The organism is Escherichia sp. E2562, assembly GCF_005781075.1.
GTDB lineage: Bacteria > Pseudomonadota > Gammaproteobacteria > Enterobacterales > Enterobacteriaceae > Escherichia.
In genome coordinates, this window is record NZ_VATM01000008.1 from 316,777 (window position 1) to 335,593 (window position 18,817).

Here is an 18,817-nt window from a genome sequence, read left to right on the forward strand (position 1 = left end):
CGTATTATGCTGTGTCAGAAAAGTATAAATAAATGAGCCTCGCAATGTAGTTGATATTCATTGAATGAATATTTAAGGATAAATTATATGGACATGGAGTCGCAAAAAATATTGTTTGCACTTTCCACTCCGATGGAAATACGCAATGAATGCTGTTTACCTTCGCATTCATCTCCCAAAATGTATTTAGGTACACGCTTTTTTGACCTTTCTTCTTCCTGGGGAATTGATGGCCGTGATGACCTACTGCGCACAATTCACCGAATGATCGATAACGGTCATGCTGCACGGTTGGCTGGGTTTTATCACCGCTGGTTTCGTTATTCGCCATGTGAATGGCGTGGTTATCTTGCTGAATTAAATGAGCAAGGTCAGGCTTATGCGCAATTTGTCGCCAGCACCGCCGAATGCTGTGGCGAAGGGGGAATCAAAGCCTGGGATTATGTCCGGATGGGTTTTTTAAGCCGGATGGGCGTACTTAATAACTGGTTGAGTGAAGAAGAAAGTCTATGGATCCAGTCGCGCATTCATTTACGGGCGCTACGTTATTATAGTAACTGGCGGCAATACTTTGCCGGTTATACCTTTGGTCGACATTATTGGCAGTCTCCCGAGGATGATAATCTGCCTTTATTACGTGAATTCTTAGTGCGTAAAGAATACGACGATTCCGGCAATGATATGTTTTATCAATTAGTTGCCAGTGACGATGCATATTACGCGACCTTACCCTGGCAACATCTGGCTGACTACCCTTCATGCCCGGAAACGCTTAAGGATATGAGCGACCTATGAAAAATTGCTGGAAGATCCTTGAAATAGAGGAAACGACTGACGTCGATATTATCCGTCGCGCTTATCTGGCGCTGTTACCGTCCTTTCATCCAGAAACCGATCCACAGGGCTTTAAACAACTGCGTCAGGCGTATGAAGACGCGCTACGGATTGCGCAGTCGCCTGCTAAATCTGTTTGGCAAGCAGAAGAACATGAAGTTGCAGAACATGAAATTCTGCTCGCCTTTCGTGCGTTACTTGCCTCTGATAGCGAACGTTTTCTGCCCTCAGCCTGGCAGCGATTCATTCAGCAATTAAATTATTGCTCGATGGAAGAGATTGATGAATTACGCTGGTTGTTGTGCGCGATAGCTATGAACACTGCCCATTTATCCTTCGAGTGCGTGGCGTTATTAGCTGAAAGATTGCGGTGGTTGCAGGAGGAAAACACTGGGGAAATAGACGAAGAAGAACTGGAATCCTTTTTATATGCCATTGCGAAGGGGGATATTTTTAACTTCCAGACCATTCTGCATCTGTCCGTTGCCGTGCAAAATGAAACCATTGATTTTTACCAAATGTTCGCTCGGATTTGGTCATCGCATCCAGAATGGCTGACACTGTATTTAGCGCAACATCGCGCAGTGATTATCCCCGATGATGCAAAACTGCACAGAAATTTACTGTGCTGGTATACCTCAAGCCACGTGGGAATACCCGAACTCCTGGATTATGTTCGGTCGTGGCGGGAAGCTGAACCTGATAATGAAGATGCGCGTTATTATGAATACGCGCAACGCGTCTATTGTGGAGAAGGCGAAAACCTGCTGGCAGAACTTTGTGACTACTGGCGCGAGTATCCCTCAACCCAGGCGGATGCTTTAATGTTGCAATGGTGCCGTCAGCATCGGGTCGATTATTACCCGTTAGTGGTTATGATGATTGAAGCACGTGAACTGGTTAACGATCAGGGAAAACCGCTACTTTATGTTCCTGGCGACAGCGCCAGTACGCGCTTTCAATTATACGAAATACTCAGCCATGAAAAACTCTCTGCGCTGGGGCGTTCTCTGGTCGAGATGGTTTTGCACAAAGGGCGTAAGCCGCGAATCTCACTCACGCGTGATACAGAGCATCCCTTATGGCCATTATATTTAGTTGCTAAACAATTAGTGCTGGCGAACCAGCCTACAGAAGAATCATTAATGCCGATCGTCGCTCGTCTTGATGCAGAAGATCGTTGCCCACTGGAAGCATTAATTATTCGTCGATTATTAATTCAGTCGGCGAATTTTACCGAGAAGCAAACCGTCGAACCGGAGCCGCAACCGCAGCCAATGCCTGTTGATGATGGTGGGCCGGGCTGTCTGGGCATCATTAAAATTATTTTCTATATTTTTATTTTTGCTGGTTTGATAGGGAAAATACTCCATCTCTTCGGGTGACAGTCGACGTTAATGTGCGGGAAGCCCGGCAAGCAATCTTTCCGCATTTTTGTAATGTTGTTTGGCGGCCAGTTTTAACCATTTTTGAGATTCATAATGGTTAACATTAACACCTGAGCCATTTCTGTAGATCAAACCCAAAGTATATTGAGCATGAGCATACCCTTGTTCAGCTGCTTCCTTATACCAGAGAATTGCTTTACGGGTATCTGGTTTGACTCCCAGACCTTTCAGGTAGATCCACCCCAGTTTGCTTTGTGCGCGCGGATTTTCCTGTTCTGCTGATTGCTCATACCAGTATCTCGCCTGTGTATAATCCAGTGGTTTACCGTCGCTACCATGAAGATAAAATTCGCCAAGGCGATATTGCGACGTTGAGTGACCATGAATCGCGGAAAGCTCCGTTGCTGCCGTGGTAAACGGAAGACTGCCTGGTGATCTTAAATAATCAAAGACATAATTCGCCATAGCTTTATCGCGCAAGGTCGTTTTCTTAGGTTGGCTAATACAAGTGATAGCCGCAACTATAAATATTGCGAATATAAAATATATTTTTTTGTTCATTTATCAATGCTTCGATTTTCTTTTTATTTTGAAAGCGTCAAGTTTATACTCATCATTAATAAAAAAGTAGTCAGTTAATGTACTTAAAGGATTGTTAATATATGGATAAGGAAGAACAACGCCTTCTATTTGCGCTTTCTACGCCAATGGAGATTCTTAATAAGGGATGCAAGCCTGCACATGACTCGCCAAAAATGTATACCGGAGTAAAAGAATTTGATCTGTCATCATCCTGGGGAATAAATAATCGTGATGATTTAATTCAGACTATTTACCAAATGACCGATGATGGTCACGCAAATGATTTAGCCGGGTTATATCTGGCATGGCATCGCTCTTCACCTGAAGAGTGGAAAGCATTAATAGCTGGTGGCTCTGACAGAGGGCTGATTTATACCCAATTTGTTGCACAAACCGCTATGTGCTGCGGGGAAGGGGGAATCAAAGCCTGGGATTATGTTCGAATGGGGTTTCTGTCACGGGTCGGTGTGCTCAACAAGTGGCTGACGGAAGACGAGAGTTTATGGCTGCAATCGCGTGTCTATGAACGAGCACACCATTACTATCACAGTTGGATGCACTATTTTTCCGCCTATTCGTTAGGACGTCTCTACTGGCAATCCGCTCAGTGCGAAGACAACGCTTCGCTACGCGAGGCGCTGACCTTGTACAAATACGATAGCGCCGGGAGTCGGATGTTCGAAGAGCTGGCAGCGGGAAGCGATCGTTTCTATGCCACGCTTCCCTGGCAGCCATTAACTGCCCAGCCTGAATGCCCGGCAACGCTTAAGGATGTGAGCGACCGATGAAAACATGTTGGCAAATCCTCGAAATCGAAAGCACAACACAAGTTGATATTATCCGTCAGGCTTATCTTGCTCGTTTACCGTTGTACCATCCAGAAACCGATCCGCAGGGGTTTAAAGCGTTACGCCAGGCCTATGAAGAGGCGCTGCGACTTGCGGTCAATCCAGACGAAAAAAATGCTGATAACGAGAAAGATCTTGCAGAAGAGCACGAAGCACTGAAAGCGTTCAGAACCTTACTGGCTTCGGAAAGTGATCGTTTTCAGCCCTCCGCCTGGCAGAAATTTATTCAGCAATTAAATACCTGGAACATGGAGTATGTCGAACAATTACGCTGGCCGCTGTGTGCAATCGCTATGAAGGCGCGATATCTTTCATTGAATTGTGCATCTTTGTTGGCAGAGCGTTTGAACTGGCATTCGTTTAGTGACAGCGAAGGAATGGATGAAGAAGAGCGGGAGGCTTTTCTTGAGGCCATTCAGGCTGGGGATTGTTTCGATTTCCTTAGCCTTCTGGAATATCCCGTCGCGTTACAGAACCAGACTGTTGATTATTACTTCGCGCTGGAACGTTGCTGCCGTTACCATCCTGACTATGTCACTGCATTTTTGGCGATGGCAGGTCCATGGTTAATTCCTGATGATGCGAAGTTGCATCGCAAATTGTTGCGCTGGTATAGCTCGGTGCAAACAGGTATGGCGGAACTCATTCCTGTTGCCCAACAGTGGCAAACGGAAGAACCAGAAAGCGGAGATGCCCGATATTACTCGTGTGCACAACGGTTGTACTGCGGTGAGGGGGAAAGTCTGCTTGCCGATCTCTGCGCATACTGGGAGAGTTACCCATCTACACAAGCGGATTATTTGTTGTTGCAGTGGAGCAAGCGTCATTGCCCGGATTACTTCGCGTTATTAGCGATGGTTATCGAAGCGCGAAGCATGATTGATGCACAAGGTAAGCCGCTGAAATATGTCCCTGGCGAGAGCGCCTGGACGCGGCTGTTATGGGCGGAAATTTTACATAGCGGAAAATTATCGCCGTTAGGTCAATCGTTTATCGAGTCGTTATTCTTCAAACGCAAAGCATGGGCGTGGTGGAAATCGAGAGTCGGTAGCGAGACAGGGCAAGATTCACCGTTACTGGATCTGTATCGGGTAGCGGAACAGGTAGTACTGGAAGCGTTTCCGAAACAAGAGATGCTGGCCCGTCTTAATACAAGGCTGGAAGGCGGAGACGCTCATCCATTAGAGGCCATTATCACCCGGATGCTGTTGACAAAAGTGAAACTCGAGCCGGAGGATGAAGATGTCGATGAGCCTATACCTGAAAATCATGAAGAGAAAAATGATGAGGATGAAAAACCACAGAGCATTACCAGCATTATTAAAATCGGCTTAACGGTGCTGGTGATAGGTTATGCTCTCGGCAAAATCGCGATGTTGCTCAGTTAGATGTGATGCTGACGCATCTTATCCGATCTACGAGTAGGCCGGATGCAGCGTTTACGCCGCATCCGGCAGTCGTGTTTATGGGAGCTCAATGGCTAAATAATCGCTCGCCCGCCGCCTAACCTCATCGACGCGGGCCATATCGTTTGACTGCAACGCCTCATCAAAATCGGTGATCACCCGGCCAATCTCTTCTCGCTCTTCACCCAGCGCACGCGCCCACAACTCTTCCAGTTTGGCTTTAAAGGTACGGTTGATGAGCATATCGCGCGGATAAATTTTCAATGCGGATAACCGCGCCCGACTCTCTTCAATCTGCTGAGCGCTCAATGTTACCGGACTGTGATTAATGACTCTGGACTTAACGCTGCCGTCTTCCAGAAGCACGTCAACTTCAAGCAACCCGTTGATATCATAACTAAAGCGAATATCAATCGACTGATAAGCCCCGGTTTTCTTCAACGGCACATCGAATGATTCCACCAGAATGTTATTTTTAACTTTGTGGTTTTCTCCCTGATAGACGTTAACCGTAATTGAATCCTGTTCCGGGTGCATGGTTGAGTAAGTTTCTAGACGCGATACAGGCACAGTGGTGTTTCGTTCAATAATTGGCGAGAAAATGCCGGAAACGCCCTGGCGGTTAACTTCAACGCCCAACGAGTAAGGACAAATATCGGTGAGGATCACTTCTTCAATGTCTTCGCTGCGTAAGCGGCAGGCGGCCTGGATCGCTGCGCCCAGCGCGACAATGGTGCTCGGGTCGTAACTTTGATACGGTAGTTTGCCAAACAGACGCACGGCGATTCGCTGCACCAGCGGCATTTGCGACGCACCGCCGACCAGTACCAGGCTGTCGATTTGACTCGGTTTCAGACGTGCATCGCGCAACGCCTGTTCAATCGGCACACGCAAGCGGTTGAGTAGCGGCAACCACAAATCTTCCAGTTCGTTCTCGTAAAATTCGCATTCACGTGTTTCTTCCTGGTACTGCCAGCGAATGTGCATTGGCGATTGATTGCTACATTTTGCCGCTTCCACGCAGGCGTATAAGGCTGCCAGTTCGCTCTCGTTAAGCGTGGTTTTGGCAACTTCCGCGCGTCTTAAAACTTCATCGACCAGCATATGAGTAAAATCTTCGCCACCAAGGAAGTTATCACCCGCGGAGGCGTGCACTTCAATCACCGGCGTAGCGTATTCAAGCACCGTGACGTCAAACGTGCCGCCACCGAGATCAAAAACCAGCGAGCGGGTATTTTGCTGCGTATGCAGGCCATACGCCATCGCGGCTGCCGTTGGCTCATTAATCAGGCGCACTGCATTTAGCCCGGTTAACTCTGCTGCTAAACGGGTATGCTTGCGTTGTTCATCACTGAAATAAGCAGGAACAGAGATCACCACATCTTTAATCGGACGTTGCAGAAATTCTTCAGCATCTTCTTTTAATGAACGCAATACCAAAGAAGATAATTCCGGTGCATTAAATGTGTCACCGCCTAAACGCCAGTTGGTATTACTGCCCATCGCGCGTTTAAATAACGCTGCGGTTTTATCAGGATGCGATGTGCGCCTGGACACTGCCGGTTTACCGACCAGAATATGGTTATTTTCATCCATGCTAATTATGGATGGTGTTAAATATTCACCGAATTTATTTGGAATTAATTGTGCGGCACCGTCTTTCCAGACAGCAATTAAACTATTGGTAGTACCGAGATCGATACCAATGGCGAGTTCTGCATTATCCATTGCATTTATATCTTGAAAGAAAAAGAGATAACCAGATTAAGACCACCCTGGTAAAACGTGGTGATCTTAATCAATAAGGAGTATTAAGCGTAAAATTTCAGACGTTCAGCCAGTAAATCAACAAAGCCCTGACGATCAACATCGACCATTACAGTGGCATTCGGTTTATTACCGGTCAGATAGTAATAATCAACAACTGTCATCCCCTGGGTATATTTCCCCTGTGTTTCAACGCCGACCCAGCGCTCCACGGTGGTAAACAACTCGGGTTTCAATAGCCAGGCAATGGTGCATGGGTCATGCAACGGCGCGCCGACAAAGCCCCATTTTTCGTCTTTATGATATTCGAGGAAGAAATCCAGCAGTTCGGCAACAATGGTTGAAATTGGGTTACCAATCGCGCGGAAACGCTCGGTGTCTTCAACGTGGATTTGTGCTTTGTGAGTGACATCCAGACCGGCCATCACCACCGGGATCCCTGACTGGAAGACAATCTCCGCTGCTTCCGGGTCAACGTAAATATTAAACTCGGCGGCTGGCGTCCAGTTACCAAGCCCCATTGCACCGCCCATAATCACGATACGGGCGATTTTGCTGTGCAGTTCCGGATGGCTATTGAGCAGCAAGGCGACGTTAGTTTGCGGTCCGGTAGAAACAATGGTGACAGGTTCCGCACTTTCACGCAGCGTTTTCGCCATCAGCTCTACCGCCGTACAGTTTTGCGGTGCAAACGTCGGTTCCGGTAATGCCGGACCATCCAGACCGCTTTCGCCGTGTACGTTGTCCGCGATAATCAACTCACGCATTAACGGTTTCACCGCACCGCTTGCTACCGGAATATCGGTGCGATTAAGCAAGGTCAGCATACGCAGAACATTGCGTAATGTTTTATCGGGTGTCTGGTTTCCGGCGGAAGATGTGATGGCTTTGACATCAAGCTCTGGTGAGGCGAGGGCGAGAACTATTGCGATAGCGTCGTCATGACCTGGGTCGCAATCTAACAGAATTGGCAGTGCCATTGTTGCTCCTTGTTGTGTGTTTCTTTGCGACAAGGGTAACGCCGGAATGTAACAGATACGAGGACCGAAACGATAAAGCGTGAGATGGCGCGCACCTGGGTATGCGCGCCAGAAGGATTAGTGCAGGATTTTCGCGAGGAAGTCTTTTGCGCGGTCCGATTTCGGATCATCGAAGAAAGCGTCTTTCGGCGAGTCTTCGACAATTTTTCCCTCGTCCATAAAGATCACTCTATTCGCCACTTTACGGGCAAAGCCCATTTCGTGGGTCACCACCATCATGGTCATCCCCTCGTTCGCCAGTTCCACCATCACGTCCAGCACTTCGTTGATCATCTCCGGATCCAGCGCCGATGTCGGTTCGTCGAACAGCATCGCAATAGGATCCATGCACAATGCGCGAGCGATCGCCACACGCTGCTGCTGACCGCCGGAAAGCTGCGCCGGAAACTTATTGGCATGTGCGGAAAGTCCCACGCGCTCCAGCAATTTCAATGCTTTTTCACGAGCCGGCGCTTTATCGCGTTTAAGCACTTTCACCTGCGCCAGGGTCAGGTTTTCGATAATCGACAGATGAGGGAACAGCTCGAAATGCTGGAACACCATCCCGACGCGGGAACGCAGCTTTGCCAGATCGGTTTTCTTGTCGTTAACCACTATGCCATCAACGGTGATTTCACCTTGCTGCACCGGTTCGAGGCCGTTGACGGTTTTAATCAGCGTTGATTTGCCAGAACCAGACGGGCCGCAAACCACCACCACTTCGCCTTTTTTCACTTCGGTTGAGCAGTCGGTCAGCACCTGAAAGTGACCATACCATTTTGAAACATTTTTCAGGGTAATCATTATGCTGTCCTTCTTTTCAAGTAGCTGACCAACAACGACGCGCTAAGGCTAATAACGAAATAAACAAATCCGGCAAACAGGATCATCTCGACCTGCGTACCATCACGCTCACCAATGGTTGAGGCGGTACGGAAGAAATCGGCCAGAGATAACACATACACCAGTGAGGTATCCTGGAACAGTACGATACCCTGAGTGAGTAGCAGCGGCACCATCGCGCGGAACGCCTGCGGCAGAATAATCAGTTTCATCGACTGCCAGTGAGTCATCCCCAACGCCAGCGCGGCGCTTGACTGACCACGAGAAATACTTTGAATACCGGCGCGGATAATCTCTGAATAGTAGGCCGCTTCAAACATCGAAAACGCCACCATCGCCGAAATTAAACGGATATCATTTTTTGGCGATAATCCCAGCACGTTTTGCAGAAAACCCGGCACAATCAGGTAAAACCACAGCAGAACCATGACTAAAGGAATTGAGCGGAAAACGTTAACGTAGGCTTTGGCAAACCACGCCACGGGCGCAAAGCTGGACAAGCGCATCACCGCCAGCATGGTGCCCCACAAAATACCAATGACCACCGCCGTAATGGTGATTTTCAAGGTGATCACCAGCCCGTCCAGCAGATATGGCAGGGAAGGGACAATGGAACTCCAGTCAAACTCGTACATTATTTGCCCCCCATATTGCCGGGCAGGCGAACTTTACGTTCAACCAGCGTCATCACCAGCATGATAACCGCGTTAATCAACACATACGCCAGCGTGATGGCGGTAAACGACTCCCAGGCGTGGGCCGAGTAGTCGAGCAATTTACCCGCCTGCGCCGCCATATCTACCAGACCGATAGTCGAGGCGATGGCGGAGTTTTTCACCAGGTTCATCATCTCGGAAGTCATCGGCGGGACGATAACGCGATAAGCGTTAGGCAGCAGCACATAGCGGTAAGCCTGCGGCAGCGTCAGCCCCATTGCCAGCGCGGCATTCTTCTGCCCGCGCGGTAGTGACTGGATTGCGGCGCGTACTTGTTCGCAAACGCGAGCCGCAGTAAACAGCCCCAGGCAGAGCATAGAGGAGAGGAAAAACTGAATATTTGGGTCCAGTTCCGCCTTAAACCACATGCCGATTTTCTCCGGCAGCAGCTCTGGGATCACCAGATACCAGGTAAAGAATTGCACAATCAACGGCACGTTGCGGAACAGTTCGACATACAACGTACCCAGACCGGAGAGAAAACGGTTTGGAACGGTACGTAAAATGCCGAAAAATGAACCGACGAGGAAAGCGATAATCCAGGCGCAGATCGACAAAGCGATCGTCACCTGAAAACCACTCCAGATCCAACCAAGATAGGTGGTGTTGCCGAACGGGGCTTGTTGTAAAAAAATACCCCAGTTCCAGTCTATAGACATAAATCTACTCCAGAAAAAAGAGGGTAGCAGCGTTAACTGCTACCCTCGAAGATTGTTACCCAGCGTATTGCGGTTTTCAGGCCCGATGGGGAACGACCATCAGGCGTATAGTCTGTCCGTGCTACGTAACAATCGAGAGGGCTGGAATTTCCGCCCCTGGTTCTTGTAATTAGTTCAGTGCTTTGTCATTCGGTTCTTTGAACAGTGCTTTCATTTCGTCCGACAGTTCGAAATTCATGTTCAGGTTTTTCGGCGGAATTGGATTTTTGAACCATTTATCAAACCATTTTTCCGCTTCACCGGAGGTCTGCACCTGCGCGATGGTGTCATCCATCAGCTTTTTGAACTGCGGATCGTCTTTACGCAACATGCAACCGTAAGCTTCCTGAGACTGCGGCTTGCCGACGATTTCCCAGTTGTCTGGTTTCTTCGCCTTTGCACGTTCACCGGCCAGCAGGGCATCATCCATCATAAAGGCAACGGCACGACCGCTTTCCAGGGTGCGGAAAGAGTCACCGTGGTCTTTGGCGCTGATGATGCGCATGTTCATTTTTTGCTCTTCATTCAGTTTGTTGAGCAGAACTTCAGAGGTGGTGCCGGAAGTGACTACGACGGCTTTGTCTTTCAGGTCGGCAAAATCTTTAATATCGCCGCCTTTTTTGGTCAGCAGGCGCGTACCGACCACGAAAATAGTGTCGGAGAAAGCCGCCTGTTTTTGGCGCTCGACGTTGTTAGTGGTAGAACCACATTCAAAATCGAAAGTGCCGTTTTGCAGCAGAGGAATACGGTTTTGTGAGGTGATCGGAATCAGTTTCACCTGCAAGTCCGGTTTGTTGAGTTTCTTTTTCACTGCTTCAACAATGGCGTTGGAGTAATCCTGCGAGTAACCCACCACTTTTTGCTGATTGTCGTAATAAGAAAAAGGTACTGAAGATTCACGGTGACCGACGACAATCACACCGTTTTTGGCGATTTTGTCTAGTGTACTGCCCGCTGCCGGGGCGGCGTCATCTGCCTGTGCCAGTCCTGCGGAAAGCGCCAGGGCCAGGATTGCTGTGGCAGGTTTACGTAATTGCATATCCAACTCCTTTATCTTCTGCGTTAAAAACGCATGGATACCCGTTGTGAGTGTTTGTGTTGTTATCATCTGCAACTTTATTGTGCAGTGTTGTGCTTGTTAGGTAACATTTAGTTTGGCTAAATGTAAAGATATTGCTGTTTTATTGTTTGTTTTTGCGAGATGCACCGCACCATTCCGAAGCAAAATTCTTAAAATGCACCTTTTTGGTGCTACCGGTGGATTGTTGTGGTGCAACCGGGTTGCGCTAATGCCGGTTCAAGGTTTGCCTTGTATAACAAAGCAATAGATGTGCCAGAAATGGACAGAAGAATGGTGAAGGTGGAAAAGGTGTGCATGCCGCATCCGGCGAGCGTGCCGAAATACGGGATGTATTCCGGCACGATAAGAAGGGATTATTTACGTCGCTGACGCAGACTCATCAACACAGCGGCAAAACCAAACAGCGCCGTCAGCGCCCAAAGCGGCCAGTTGCCGGTACGTGCGTATGGCGTGAGTCCGGTAGTCGGCGTCACGTTAGTGGTTAACACCTCGCGGGTGAATTGCGGGATCATCGCCTGAATCTCACCTTGAGGACCAATCACCGCCGTAATGCCGTTGTTGGTGCTGCGCAGCAGTGGGCGCGCCAGCTCCAGCGCACGCATTCGCGCCATCTGGAAGTGCTGCCATGGACCAATAGACTTACCAAACCACGCATCGTTGGAGATAGTCAGCAGATAGTCGGTATCCGGGCGGAAGTTATCGCGCACTTGCTCGCCGAGAATGATCTCGTAGCAAATGGCCGCAGTGAGCTGAATGCCGTTCACCGACAGCGGTGGCTGGATATATGGCCCACGGCTGAATGACGACATCGGCAGATCAAAGAACGGTGCTAACGGACGCAGAATCGACTCCAGCGGGACAAACTCGCCAAACGGCACCAGATGGTTTTTGTTATAGCGATCGGCTGATTCATAGCTGTACGGCGCACCTTTACCCAGCGTGATGATGGTGTTGTAGGTATCGTAGCGGTTCTGCTTATTGAGGCGCGCATCGACAATCCCGGTGATCAACGAGCTACCTTCCTCACGCAGAACGCCATCCAGCTCTTTGAGGAATGGTTGCTGATTCATTTCCAGATCGGTAATTGCCGACTCCGGCCAGATGATCAGCGACGATTTACCCATCAGTGGTGCCGTTGCGTTGTAGTAAACCTTCAGCGTATTAAGAAGCTGGCCTTCGTCCCACTTCAGCGATTGCGGAATATCGCCCTGAACCATCGAAACCTGAATGGTTTTCTCCGGTTGCGGGGTATACCACTGGATGTAACGCAGCGGGAAGGGAAGGGCAAACAGTACGACAGCCACCACCAGCGGACGCCAGTTGCGTTTGACTAACGCCAGTGCCAGCAGGCCGCTTACCATCATCAGCAGGAAGTTAATGGCTTCTACGCCCATTATCGGTGCCAGCCCTTTTAACGGGCCATCAATCTGGCTATAGCCGAACTGCAACCACGGGAAGCCTGTCAGTACCCAACCGCGCAGAAACTCGGTCACCTGCCAGAGAGCAGGGGCGGCAATCGCCACGCGTAGCCAGGTGGTTTTCGGCCACAGACGCGACAACACGCCAGCAAACAGTCCGGTATACAGCGACAGATACGCCGCCAGCAGTACCACCAGGAAGATGTTAACCGGGCCAGGCATTCCGCCAAAGGTCGCGATGCTGACATAGACCCAGTTAATACCGCTGCCAAAGAGGCCAAATCCCCAGCAAAAGCCAATAGCGGCAGACTGGAGTGGACGGCGGTTAAAGGTCAACGCCTGAAGCCCCATCAGCGAAATAATCGCCGCAGGCCAGACGTCGTAAGGAGAGAAGGCCAGCGTTCCGCAGGCACCGAATAATAACGCCAGCAGCAGGCGAATGCGCTGGCGTTCAATTAATGAGGCAAAAGCCATGTAGTTATCTATCCAGTTTCGGTTTTATTCATCCAGCTTCGGCTGGGGTGAGTCATCCGGGATTTTGACATGAACCTGAATAATACGCCGACTGTCAGCCATCGCCACTTTGAACTGGTAACCGTCGATGTCGATGGTTTCGCCACGCGCCGGAAGATGCCCAAACGCCTGCATCACCAGACCACCGATGGTGTCAACCTCTTCATCGCTAAAGTGGGTGCCGAACGCTTCGTTGAAATCTTCAATGGAAGCCAGTGCGCGCACAGTCCAGGTATGACGACTCAGCTGACGGAAGTCGATATCATCTTCTTCGTCATACTCGTCTTCAATCTCACCAACAATCAGTTCCAGGATGTCTTCAATGGTCACCAGACCGGAAACCCCACCGAATTCGTCAATGACGATCGCCATGTGGTAACGCTGAGAGCGAAACTCTTTCAGCATCCGGTCTACGCGCTTACTTTCAGGAACGACAACCGCCTGACGTAACACTTTGTCCATGCTGAAGGCTTCAGCATCGCTGCGCATAAACGGCAGCAAGTCTTTCGCCATCAGAATCCCTTCAATGTGATCTTTGTCTTCGCTAATCACCGGGAAACGTGAGTGGGCGGACTCGATGATGACATCAAGGCATTCGTCCAGCGTCTGGTTGCGTTTCAGGGTAATCATCTGGGAGCGGGGGATCATGATGTCGCGAACGCGTTGGTCTGCGATGTCCATTACCCCTTCGAGCATATCGCGCGTATCTTCGTCGATAAGGTCGTTCTGCCCGGAATCACGGATCAGCGCCAGCAGTTCGTCACGGTTTTTCGGTTCACCGTGGAAAAGTTGGCTGAGTAACAGGGAGAAAAATCCCTTCTTGTTGCTTATCGTGTCACTACTGTGTGAATTGTCGTCGCTCATGGCGTCGTATGGGTTCTCATGTTAGTTAATCAAAACGCCGTCGTTAATCACCAACGGCGGGGACATCTGCCAGTCAAATGCCTGGCAAATTATTCTTTCTCGGCAATGTACGGATCCTCATAGCCCAGAGCAAGCATAATCTCTGTTTCGAGGGCTTCCATTTCTTCTGCTTCGTCATCTTCGATGTGATCGTAACCTAACAAATGCAGACTGCCATGCACCACCATATGCGCCCAGTGCGCCTCCAGTGGTTTGCCTTGCTCCTGAGCTTCCTTCTCAACCACCTGACGGCAGATAACCAGATCGCCCAGTAGCGACATCTCCATGCCAGGCGGCACTTCAAACGGGAAGGAGAGCACGTTGGTCGGCTTATCCTTACCGCGATAGGTCATATTCAGACTGTGGCTTTCGGCGGTGTCGACCACGCGAATAGTCACTTCCGACTCTTCCTGAAACTGCGGGATCACCGCATTCAGCCATGTCTGAAACTGGCTCTCTTCCGGTAACCCGGAATTATCTTCACATGCCAGTTGTAAATCGAGGATCACCTGACTCATTTTTGTTCCTGTTCTTCGCGCTTGCGTTCTGCCGCCAGCGCCGCTTTACGTTTTTGTTCAGCTTCTTCCCAGGCTTCATAGGCGTTAACGATACGCGCCACCACCGGGTGACGAACCACGTCTTCGCTGTGGAAGAAGTTAAAGCTGATCTCTTCGACATCGGCCAGCACTTCGATGGCGTGACGCAAACCAGACTTGGTATTACGCGGCAGGTCGATCTGCGTGACGTCGCCGGTGATAACCGCTTTTGAGTTAAAACCGATACGGGTCAGGAACATCTTCATCTGTTCGATGGTGGTGTTCTGGCTCTCATCAAGAATGATAAACGCGTCGTTCAGCGTACGACCACGCATATAGGCCAGCGGCGCGACTTCAATAACGTTGCGCTCAATCAGTTTCTCGACTTTCTCAAAACCCAGCATTTCAAACAGCGCGTCGTACAGCGGGCGCAGATACGGGTCTACTTTCTGGCTTAAATCGCCAGGCAGGAAGCCCAGTTTCTCACCGGCTTCTACCGCCGGACGAGTCAGCAGAATACGGCGGATTTCCTGACGTTCCAGGGCATCAACTGCCGCAGCTACTGCCAGGTAGGTTTTACCCGTACCCGCCGGCCCAACGCCGAAGGTGATGTCATGGTCGAGAATATTGGCGATGTACTGCGCCTGGTTTGGCGTGCGCGGCTTAATTACGCCGCGTTTGGTTTTGATATTGACCGCTTTGCCGTACTCCGGCACGCTCTCCGCGCTTTGCTCCAGCACGCGCGCTTCTTTAATCGCAAGGTGGATCTGTTCTGGTTCGATATCCTGAATCTGACCGCGCATTGGGGCGGTATCGACATACAGGCTGCGCAGAATGTCTGCCGCGGCGGTGACGCAAATCGGGCGGCCGGTCAGTTTAAAGTGGTTATCGCGGCGATTGATTTCGATGCCGAGACGGCGTTCGAGTTGTTTGATGTTGTCATCAAACGGGCCGCACAGGCTCAACAGACGCGCGTTGTCTGCTGGCTCCAGGGTGATTTCGCGAGTGTCTATGTTCAAACTGTTCCTCTTATCTGTATGCCGCCGGAAGCTGAACATTCACCGGCCTATAACGAAATTATTCACGCCACAGGAAAAAGGCGCAAGCATTGCGATAAAGATGGGGATAAAGAGAGAAAAAACAAGGCCCACCGGAACGGCGGGCCAGTGATTATTGACGAAGTGCGTGTTGTTCATGCCGGATGCGGCGTAAACGCCTTATCCGGCCTACAAATTCATGCAAATTCAATATATTGCTGGAATCATGTAGGCATGATAAGCGTAGCGCATCAGGCAATTTGCGTTTGTCGTCAGTCTCAAAACTTACCAGACCGGCGGGCCTGAGAATTACGGCTGATAATAACCCACGCCCAGGTCGTTTTCTTTGCGGGTACGGGCAATCACCGATTCCGGTGTTTCTGCCACGCGCAGACCCATTTCATCTTCAGTACGCACCACTTTACCGCGCAGAGAGTTCGGGTAGACGTCGGTAATTTCTACATCGACGAATTTACCGATCATATCCGGTGTGCCCTCGAAGTTGACCACGCGGTTATTTTCGGTACGCCCGGAAAGTTCCATGATGCTCTTACGCGATGTACCTTCTACCAGAATACGCTGGGTGGTGCCGAGCATCCGGCGGCTCCATGCCATCGCTTGCTGATTAATGCGCTCTTGCAGAATATACAGACGCTGCTTCTTCTCTTCTTCTGGAACATCATCAACCATATCGGCGGCTGGCGTACCCGGACGTGCAGAGAAGATAAAGCTGTAGCTCATGTCGAAATTGACGTCGGCAATCAGCTTCATCGTTTTCTCGAAGTCTTCGGTGGTTTCGCCAGGGAAGCCAACGATGAAGTCAGAACTGATCTGAATATCCGGACGCGCCGCACGCAATTTACGGATGATCGCTTTGTACTCCAGCGCCGTATGGGTACGTCCCATCAGGTTCAGAATACGATCGGAACCGCTCTGTACCGGCAGGTGCAGGAAGCTCACCAGCTCCGGCGTGTCGCGGTACACTTCGATGATATCGTCGGTGAATTCGATCGGATGGCTGGTGGTAAAGCGAATACGATCGATCCCGTCGATCGCAGCAACCAGACGCAGCAGATCGGCAAACGATCCGGTGGTACCGTCGTAGTTTTCACCACGCCAGGCGTTCACGTTCTGACCGAGCAGGTTGACTTCACGCACGCCCTGAGCCGCAAGCTGGGCAATCTCAAACAGAATATCGTCAGACGGACGGCTTACCTCTTCACCACGGGTGTAAGGCACCACGCAGTAGGTGCAATATTTATTGCAGCCTTCCATGATGGAGACAAACGCAGTCGGCCCTTCGGCGCGCGGTTCCGGCAGACGGTCGAACTTCTCGATTTCCGGGAAGCTGATATCTACAACGGGGCTGCGGTCGCCGCGCACGGAGTTGATCATCTCTGGCAGACGGTGCAGCGTTTGCGGTCCAAAAATAATATCGACATAGTGGGCGCGCTGGCGAATGTGCTCGCCTTCTTGCGATGCCACGCAGCCGCCGACGCCGATAATCAGGTCCGGATTCTTCTCTTTTAACAGTTTCCAGCGACCCAACTGATGGAAGACTTTTTCCTGAGCCTTCTCGCGGATTGAGCAGGTGTTCAGCAGCAGCACATCCGCTTCTTCCGCCACGTCGGTCAGTTGATAGCCGTGGGTGGCATCCAGCAGATCGGCCATCTTCGATGAATCGTACTCGTTCATCTGACAGCCCCAGGTTTTAATATGGAGTTTTTTGGTCATCGACTTGCTCTTGCGAAATAGTAGCCAGGAATGCAGGGCGCATAGTGTAATGCTTTGCTGCCGTTGTGACCAGTATGAGCGTTATCAGCCCTTGGGGGTAAAAATCCTGTAAACTTAAAGCATATTGCTAACAGGATGATTGACCATGACAAATCAACCAACGGAAATTGCCATTGTCGGCGGAGGAATGGTCGGCGGTGCACTGGCGCTGGGACTGGCACAGCACGGATTTTCGGTAACGGTAATCGAGCACGCAGAACCTGCGCCGTTTGTCGCTGACAGCCAGCCGGATGTGCGGATCTCGGCGATTAGTGCGGCTTCGGTATCATTGCTTAAAGGTTTAGGCGTCTGGGATGCAGTACAGGCTATGCGTTGCCATCCTTACCGCAGACTGGAAACCTGGGAGTGGGAAACGGCGCATGTGGCGTTTGACGCCGCTGAACTTAAGTTACCGTTGCTGGGCTATATGGTAGAAAACACTGTCCTGCAACAGGCGCTGTGGCAGGCGCTGGAAGCGCATCCGAACGTGACGTTACGTGTGCCAACCTCGCTGATTGCGCTGCATCGCCATAATGATCTTCAGGAGCTGGAACTGAAGGGCGGCGAAGTGATCCGCGCGAAGCTGGTGATTGGTGCCGACGGCGCAAATTCGCAGGTGCGGCAGATGGCGGGAATTGGCGTTCATGCCTGGCAGTATGCGCAGTCGTGTATGTTGATTAGCGTACAGTGCGAGAACGATCCCGGCGACAGCACTTGGCAGCAATTTACCCCGGACGGACCGCGTGCGTTTCTGCCGCTGTTTGATAACTGGGCATCGCTGGTGTGGTATGACTCTCCGGCGCGCATTCGCCAGTTGCAGAATATGAATATGGCGCAGTTACAGGCGGAAATCGCGAAGCATTTCCCGTCGCGTCTGGGTTACGTGACACCGCTTGCCGCAGGTGCGTTTCCACTTACACGTCGCCATGCGTTGCAGTATGTGCAGCCGGGGCTGGCGCTGGTGGGCGATGCCGCGCATACCATCCATCCGCTGGCGGGGCAGGGGGTGAATCTTGGTTATCGTGATGTTGATGCCCTGATTGATGTTCTGGTCAACGCCCGCAGCTATGGCGAAGCGTGGGCCAGTTATCCTGTCCTCAAGCGTTACCAGATGCGGCGCATGGCGGATAACTTCATTATGCAAAGCGGTATGGATCTGTTTTATGCCGGATTCAGCAATAATCTGCCGCCGCTGCGTTTTGTGCGTAATCTCGGATTAATGGCTGCGGAGCGTGCTGGCGTGTTGAAACGTCAGGCGCTGAAATATGCGTTAGGGTTGTAGCCTTACAACATTGCCGGATGCATGCCAACCGTAGGTCGGATAAGACGCGCCAGCGTCGCATCCGACATTGAAGGATAAGACGTATCAACATCGCATTCGACATTGAATGTACGCAGAAAAGCAAAAAGCTCGCCGAAGCGAGCTTTTTTAATGTGGCTGGGGTACGAGGATTC

General features: G+C 50.6%; 17 protein-coding genes. 5 read left to right on the forward strand and 12 right to left on the reverse strand.

What is annotated here, in order from left to right:
- Positions 1-87: 87 nt before the first annotated feature.
- Both FEK43_RS14540 and FEK43_RS14545 read left to right on the forward strand, forming a co-directional pair.
- Complete coding sequence (locus FEK43_RS14540) at positions 88-795, forward strand: DUF1266 domain-containing protein (protein ID WP_135406192.1); 708 nt, start codon at positions 88-90, stop codon at positions 793-795.
- Positions 792-2,219 carry a J domain-containing protein gene (locus tag FEK43_RS14545; RefSeq protein ID WP_135406193.1) on the forward strand — a complete coding sequence of 476 codons (1,428 nt, stop codon included), beginning with the start codon at positions 792-794 and terminating at the stop codon, positions 2,217-2,219. The genes FEK43_RS14540 and FEK43_RS14545 overlap by 4 nt, the downstream gene beginning before the upstream one ends.
- 9 nt (positions 2,220-2,228) lie before the next feature.
- Here FEK43_RS14545 and FEK43_RS14550 read toward each other — a convergent pair whose 3' ends face one another.
- A complete protein-coding gene (locus FEK43_RS14550) occupies positions 2,229-2,783 on the reverse strand; it encodes a tetratricopeptide repeat protein (protein ID WP_130206501.1) in 555 nt (184 codons plus the stop codon).
- Between the two features lie 101 nt (positions 2,784-2,884).
- Between FEK43_RS14550 and FEK43_RS14555 the strand changes: the two genes are divergently transcribed.
- Together FEK43_RS14555 and FEK43_RS14560 are read left to right on the forward strand one after the other, a co-directional pair.
- Positions 2,885-3,592 carry a DUF1266 domain-containing protein gene (locus FEK43_RS14555; RefSeq protein ID WP_135406194.1) on the forward strand — a complete coding sequence of 236 codons (708 nt, stop codon included), beginning with the start codon at positions 2,885-2,887 and terminating at the stop codon, positions 3,590-3,592.
- Entirely contained in the window at positions 3,589-5,040 is a 1,452-nt protein-coding gene (locus FEK43_RS14560) for a J domain-containing protein (RefSeq protein WP_135406195.1), read from the forward strand. The genes FEK43_RS14555 and FEK43_RS14560 overlap by 4 nt, the downstream gene beginning before the upstream one ends.
- 75 nt (positions 5,041-5,115) lie before the next feature.
- Here FEK43_RS14560 and hscC read toward each other — a convergent pair whose 3' ends face one another.
- The 11 genes from hscC to miaB form a co-directional block, all read right to left on the reverse strand.
- The gene (gene hscC / locus FEK43_RS14565) at positions 5,116-6,786 is read right to left on the reverse strand and encodes a molecular chaperone HscC (RefSeq protein WP_135406196.1); all 1,671 of its coding nucleotides are present in this window, start codon (positions 6,784-6,786) and stop codon (positions 5,116-5,118) included.
- An 83-nt stretch (positions 6,787-6,869) separates the two neighbouring features.
- Positions 6,870-7,805 (reverse strand): pyrimidine-specific ribonucleoside hydrolase RihA, encoded by a 936-nt coding sequence (gene rihA / locus FEK43_RS14570; RefSeq protein ID WP_130206509.1) that lies wholly within the window; start codon positions 7,803-7,805, stop codon positions 6,870-6,872.
- A gap of 117 nt (positions 7,806-7,922) precedes the next feature.
- Entirely contained in the window at positions 7,923-8,648 is a 726-nt protein-coding gene (gltL, locus tag FEK43_RS14575; protein WP_000631384.1) for a glutamate/aspartate ABC transporter ATP-binding protein GltL, read from the reverse strand.
- On the reverse strand, positions 8,648-9,322 hold the full coding sequence (gene gltK / locus FEK43_RS14580) for a glutamate/aspartate ABC transporter permease GltK (RefSeq protein ID WP_069198421.1): 675 nt from the start codon (positions 9,320-9,322) through the stop codon (positions 8,648-8,650). Before gltK ends, gltL begins: the two co-directional genes overlap by 1 nt.
- Entirely contained in the window at positions 9,322-10,062 is a 741-nt protein-coding gene (gene gltJ, locus FEK43_RS14585; protein ID WP_000020944.1) for a glutamate/aspartate ABC transporter permease GltJ, read from the reverse strand. Before gltJ ends, gltK begins: the two co-directional genes overlap by 1 nt.
- A 169-nt stretch (positions 10,063-10,231) precedes the next feature.
- Positions 10,232-11,140, reverse strand: coding sequence for a glutamate/aspartate ABC transporter substrate-binding protein GltI (gene gltI, locus FEK43_RS14590; protein WP_001309342.1), 909 nt, complete (start codon positions 11,138-11,140; stop codon positions 10,232-10,234).
- A gap of 395 nt (positions 11,141-11,535) precedes the next feature.
- A complete protein-coding gene (gene lnt, locus FEK43_RS14595) occupies positions 11,536-13,074 on the reverse strand; it encodes an apolipoprotein N-acyltransferase (RefSeq protein WP_135406197.1) in 1,539 nt (512 codons plus the stop codon).
- Between the two features lie 24 nt (positions 13,075-13,098).
- Positions 13,099-13,977: a CNNM family magnesium/cobalt transport protein CorC gene (corC, locus tag FEK43_RS14600; RefSeq protein ID WP_001278605.1), complete on the reverse strand. Its 879-nt coding sequence runs from the start codon at positions 13,975-13,977 to the stop codon at positions 13,099-13,101.
- A gap of 89 nt (positions 13,978-14,066) precedes the next feature.
- Entirely contained in the window at positions 14,067-14,534 is a 468-nt protein-coding gene (gene ybeY, locus FEK43_RS14605; protein ID WP_130206518.1) for an rRNA maturation RNase YbeY, read from the reverse strand.
- The gene (locus FEK43_RS14610) at positions 14,531-15,571 is read right to left on the reverse strand and encodes a PhoH family protein (RefSeq protein ID WP_001018040.1); all 1,041 of its coding nucleotides are present in this window, start codon (positions 15,569-15,571) and stop codon (positions 14,531-14,533) included. The genes ybeY and FEK43_RS14610 overlap by 4 nt, the downstream gene beginning before the upstream one ends.
- Before the next feature lie 327 nt (positions 15,572-15,898).
- On the reverse strand, positions 15,899-17,323 hold the full coding sequence (gene miaB / locus FEK43_RS14615; protein ID WP_000162740.1) for a tRNA (N6-isopentenyl adenosine(37)-C2)-methylthiotransferase MiaB: 1,425 nt from the start codon (positions 17,321-17,323) through the stop codon (positions 15,899-15,901).
- Positions 17,324-17,468: 145 nt separating this feature from the next.
- Here miaB and ubiF point away from each other — a divergent pair, with 145 nt between their 5' ends.
- Positions 17,469-18,644 carry a 3-demethoxyubiquinol 3-hydroxylase gene (gene ubiF, locus FEK43_RS14620; RefSeq protein ID WP_135406198.1) on the forward strand — a complete coding sequence of 392 codons (1,176 nt, stop codon included), beginning with the start codon at positions 17,469-17,471 and terminating at the stop codon, positions 18,642-18,644.
- Positions 18,645-18,817: the final 173 nt, after the last annotated feature.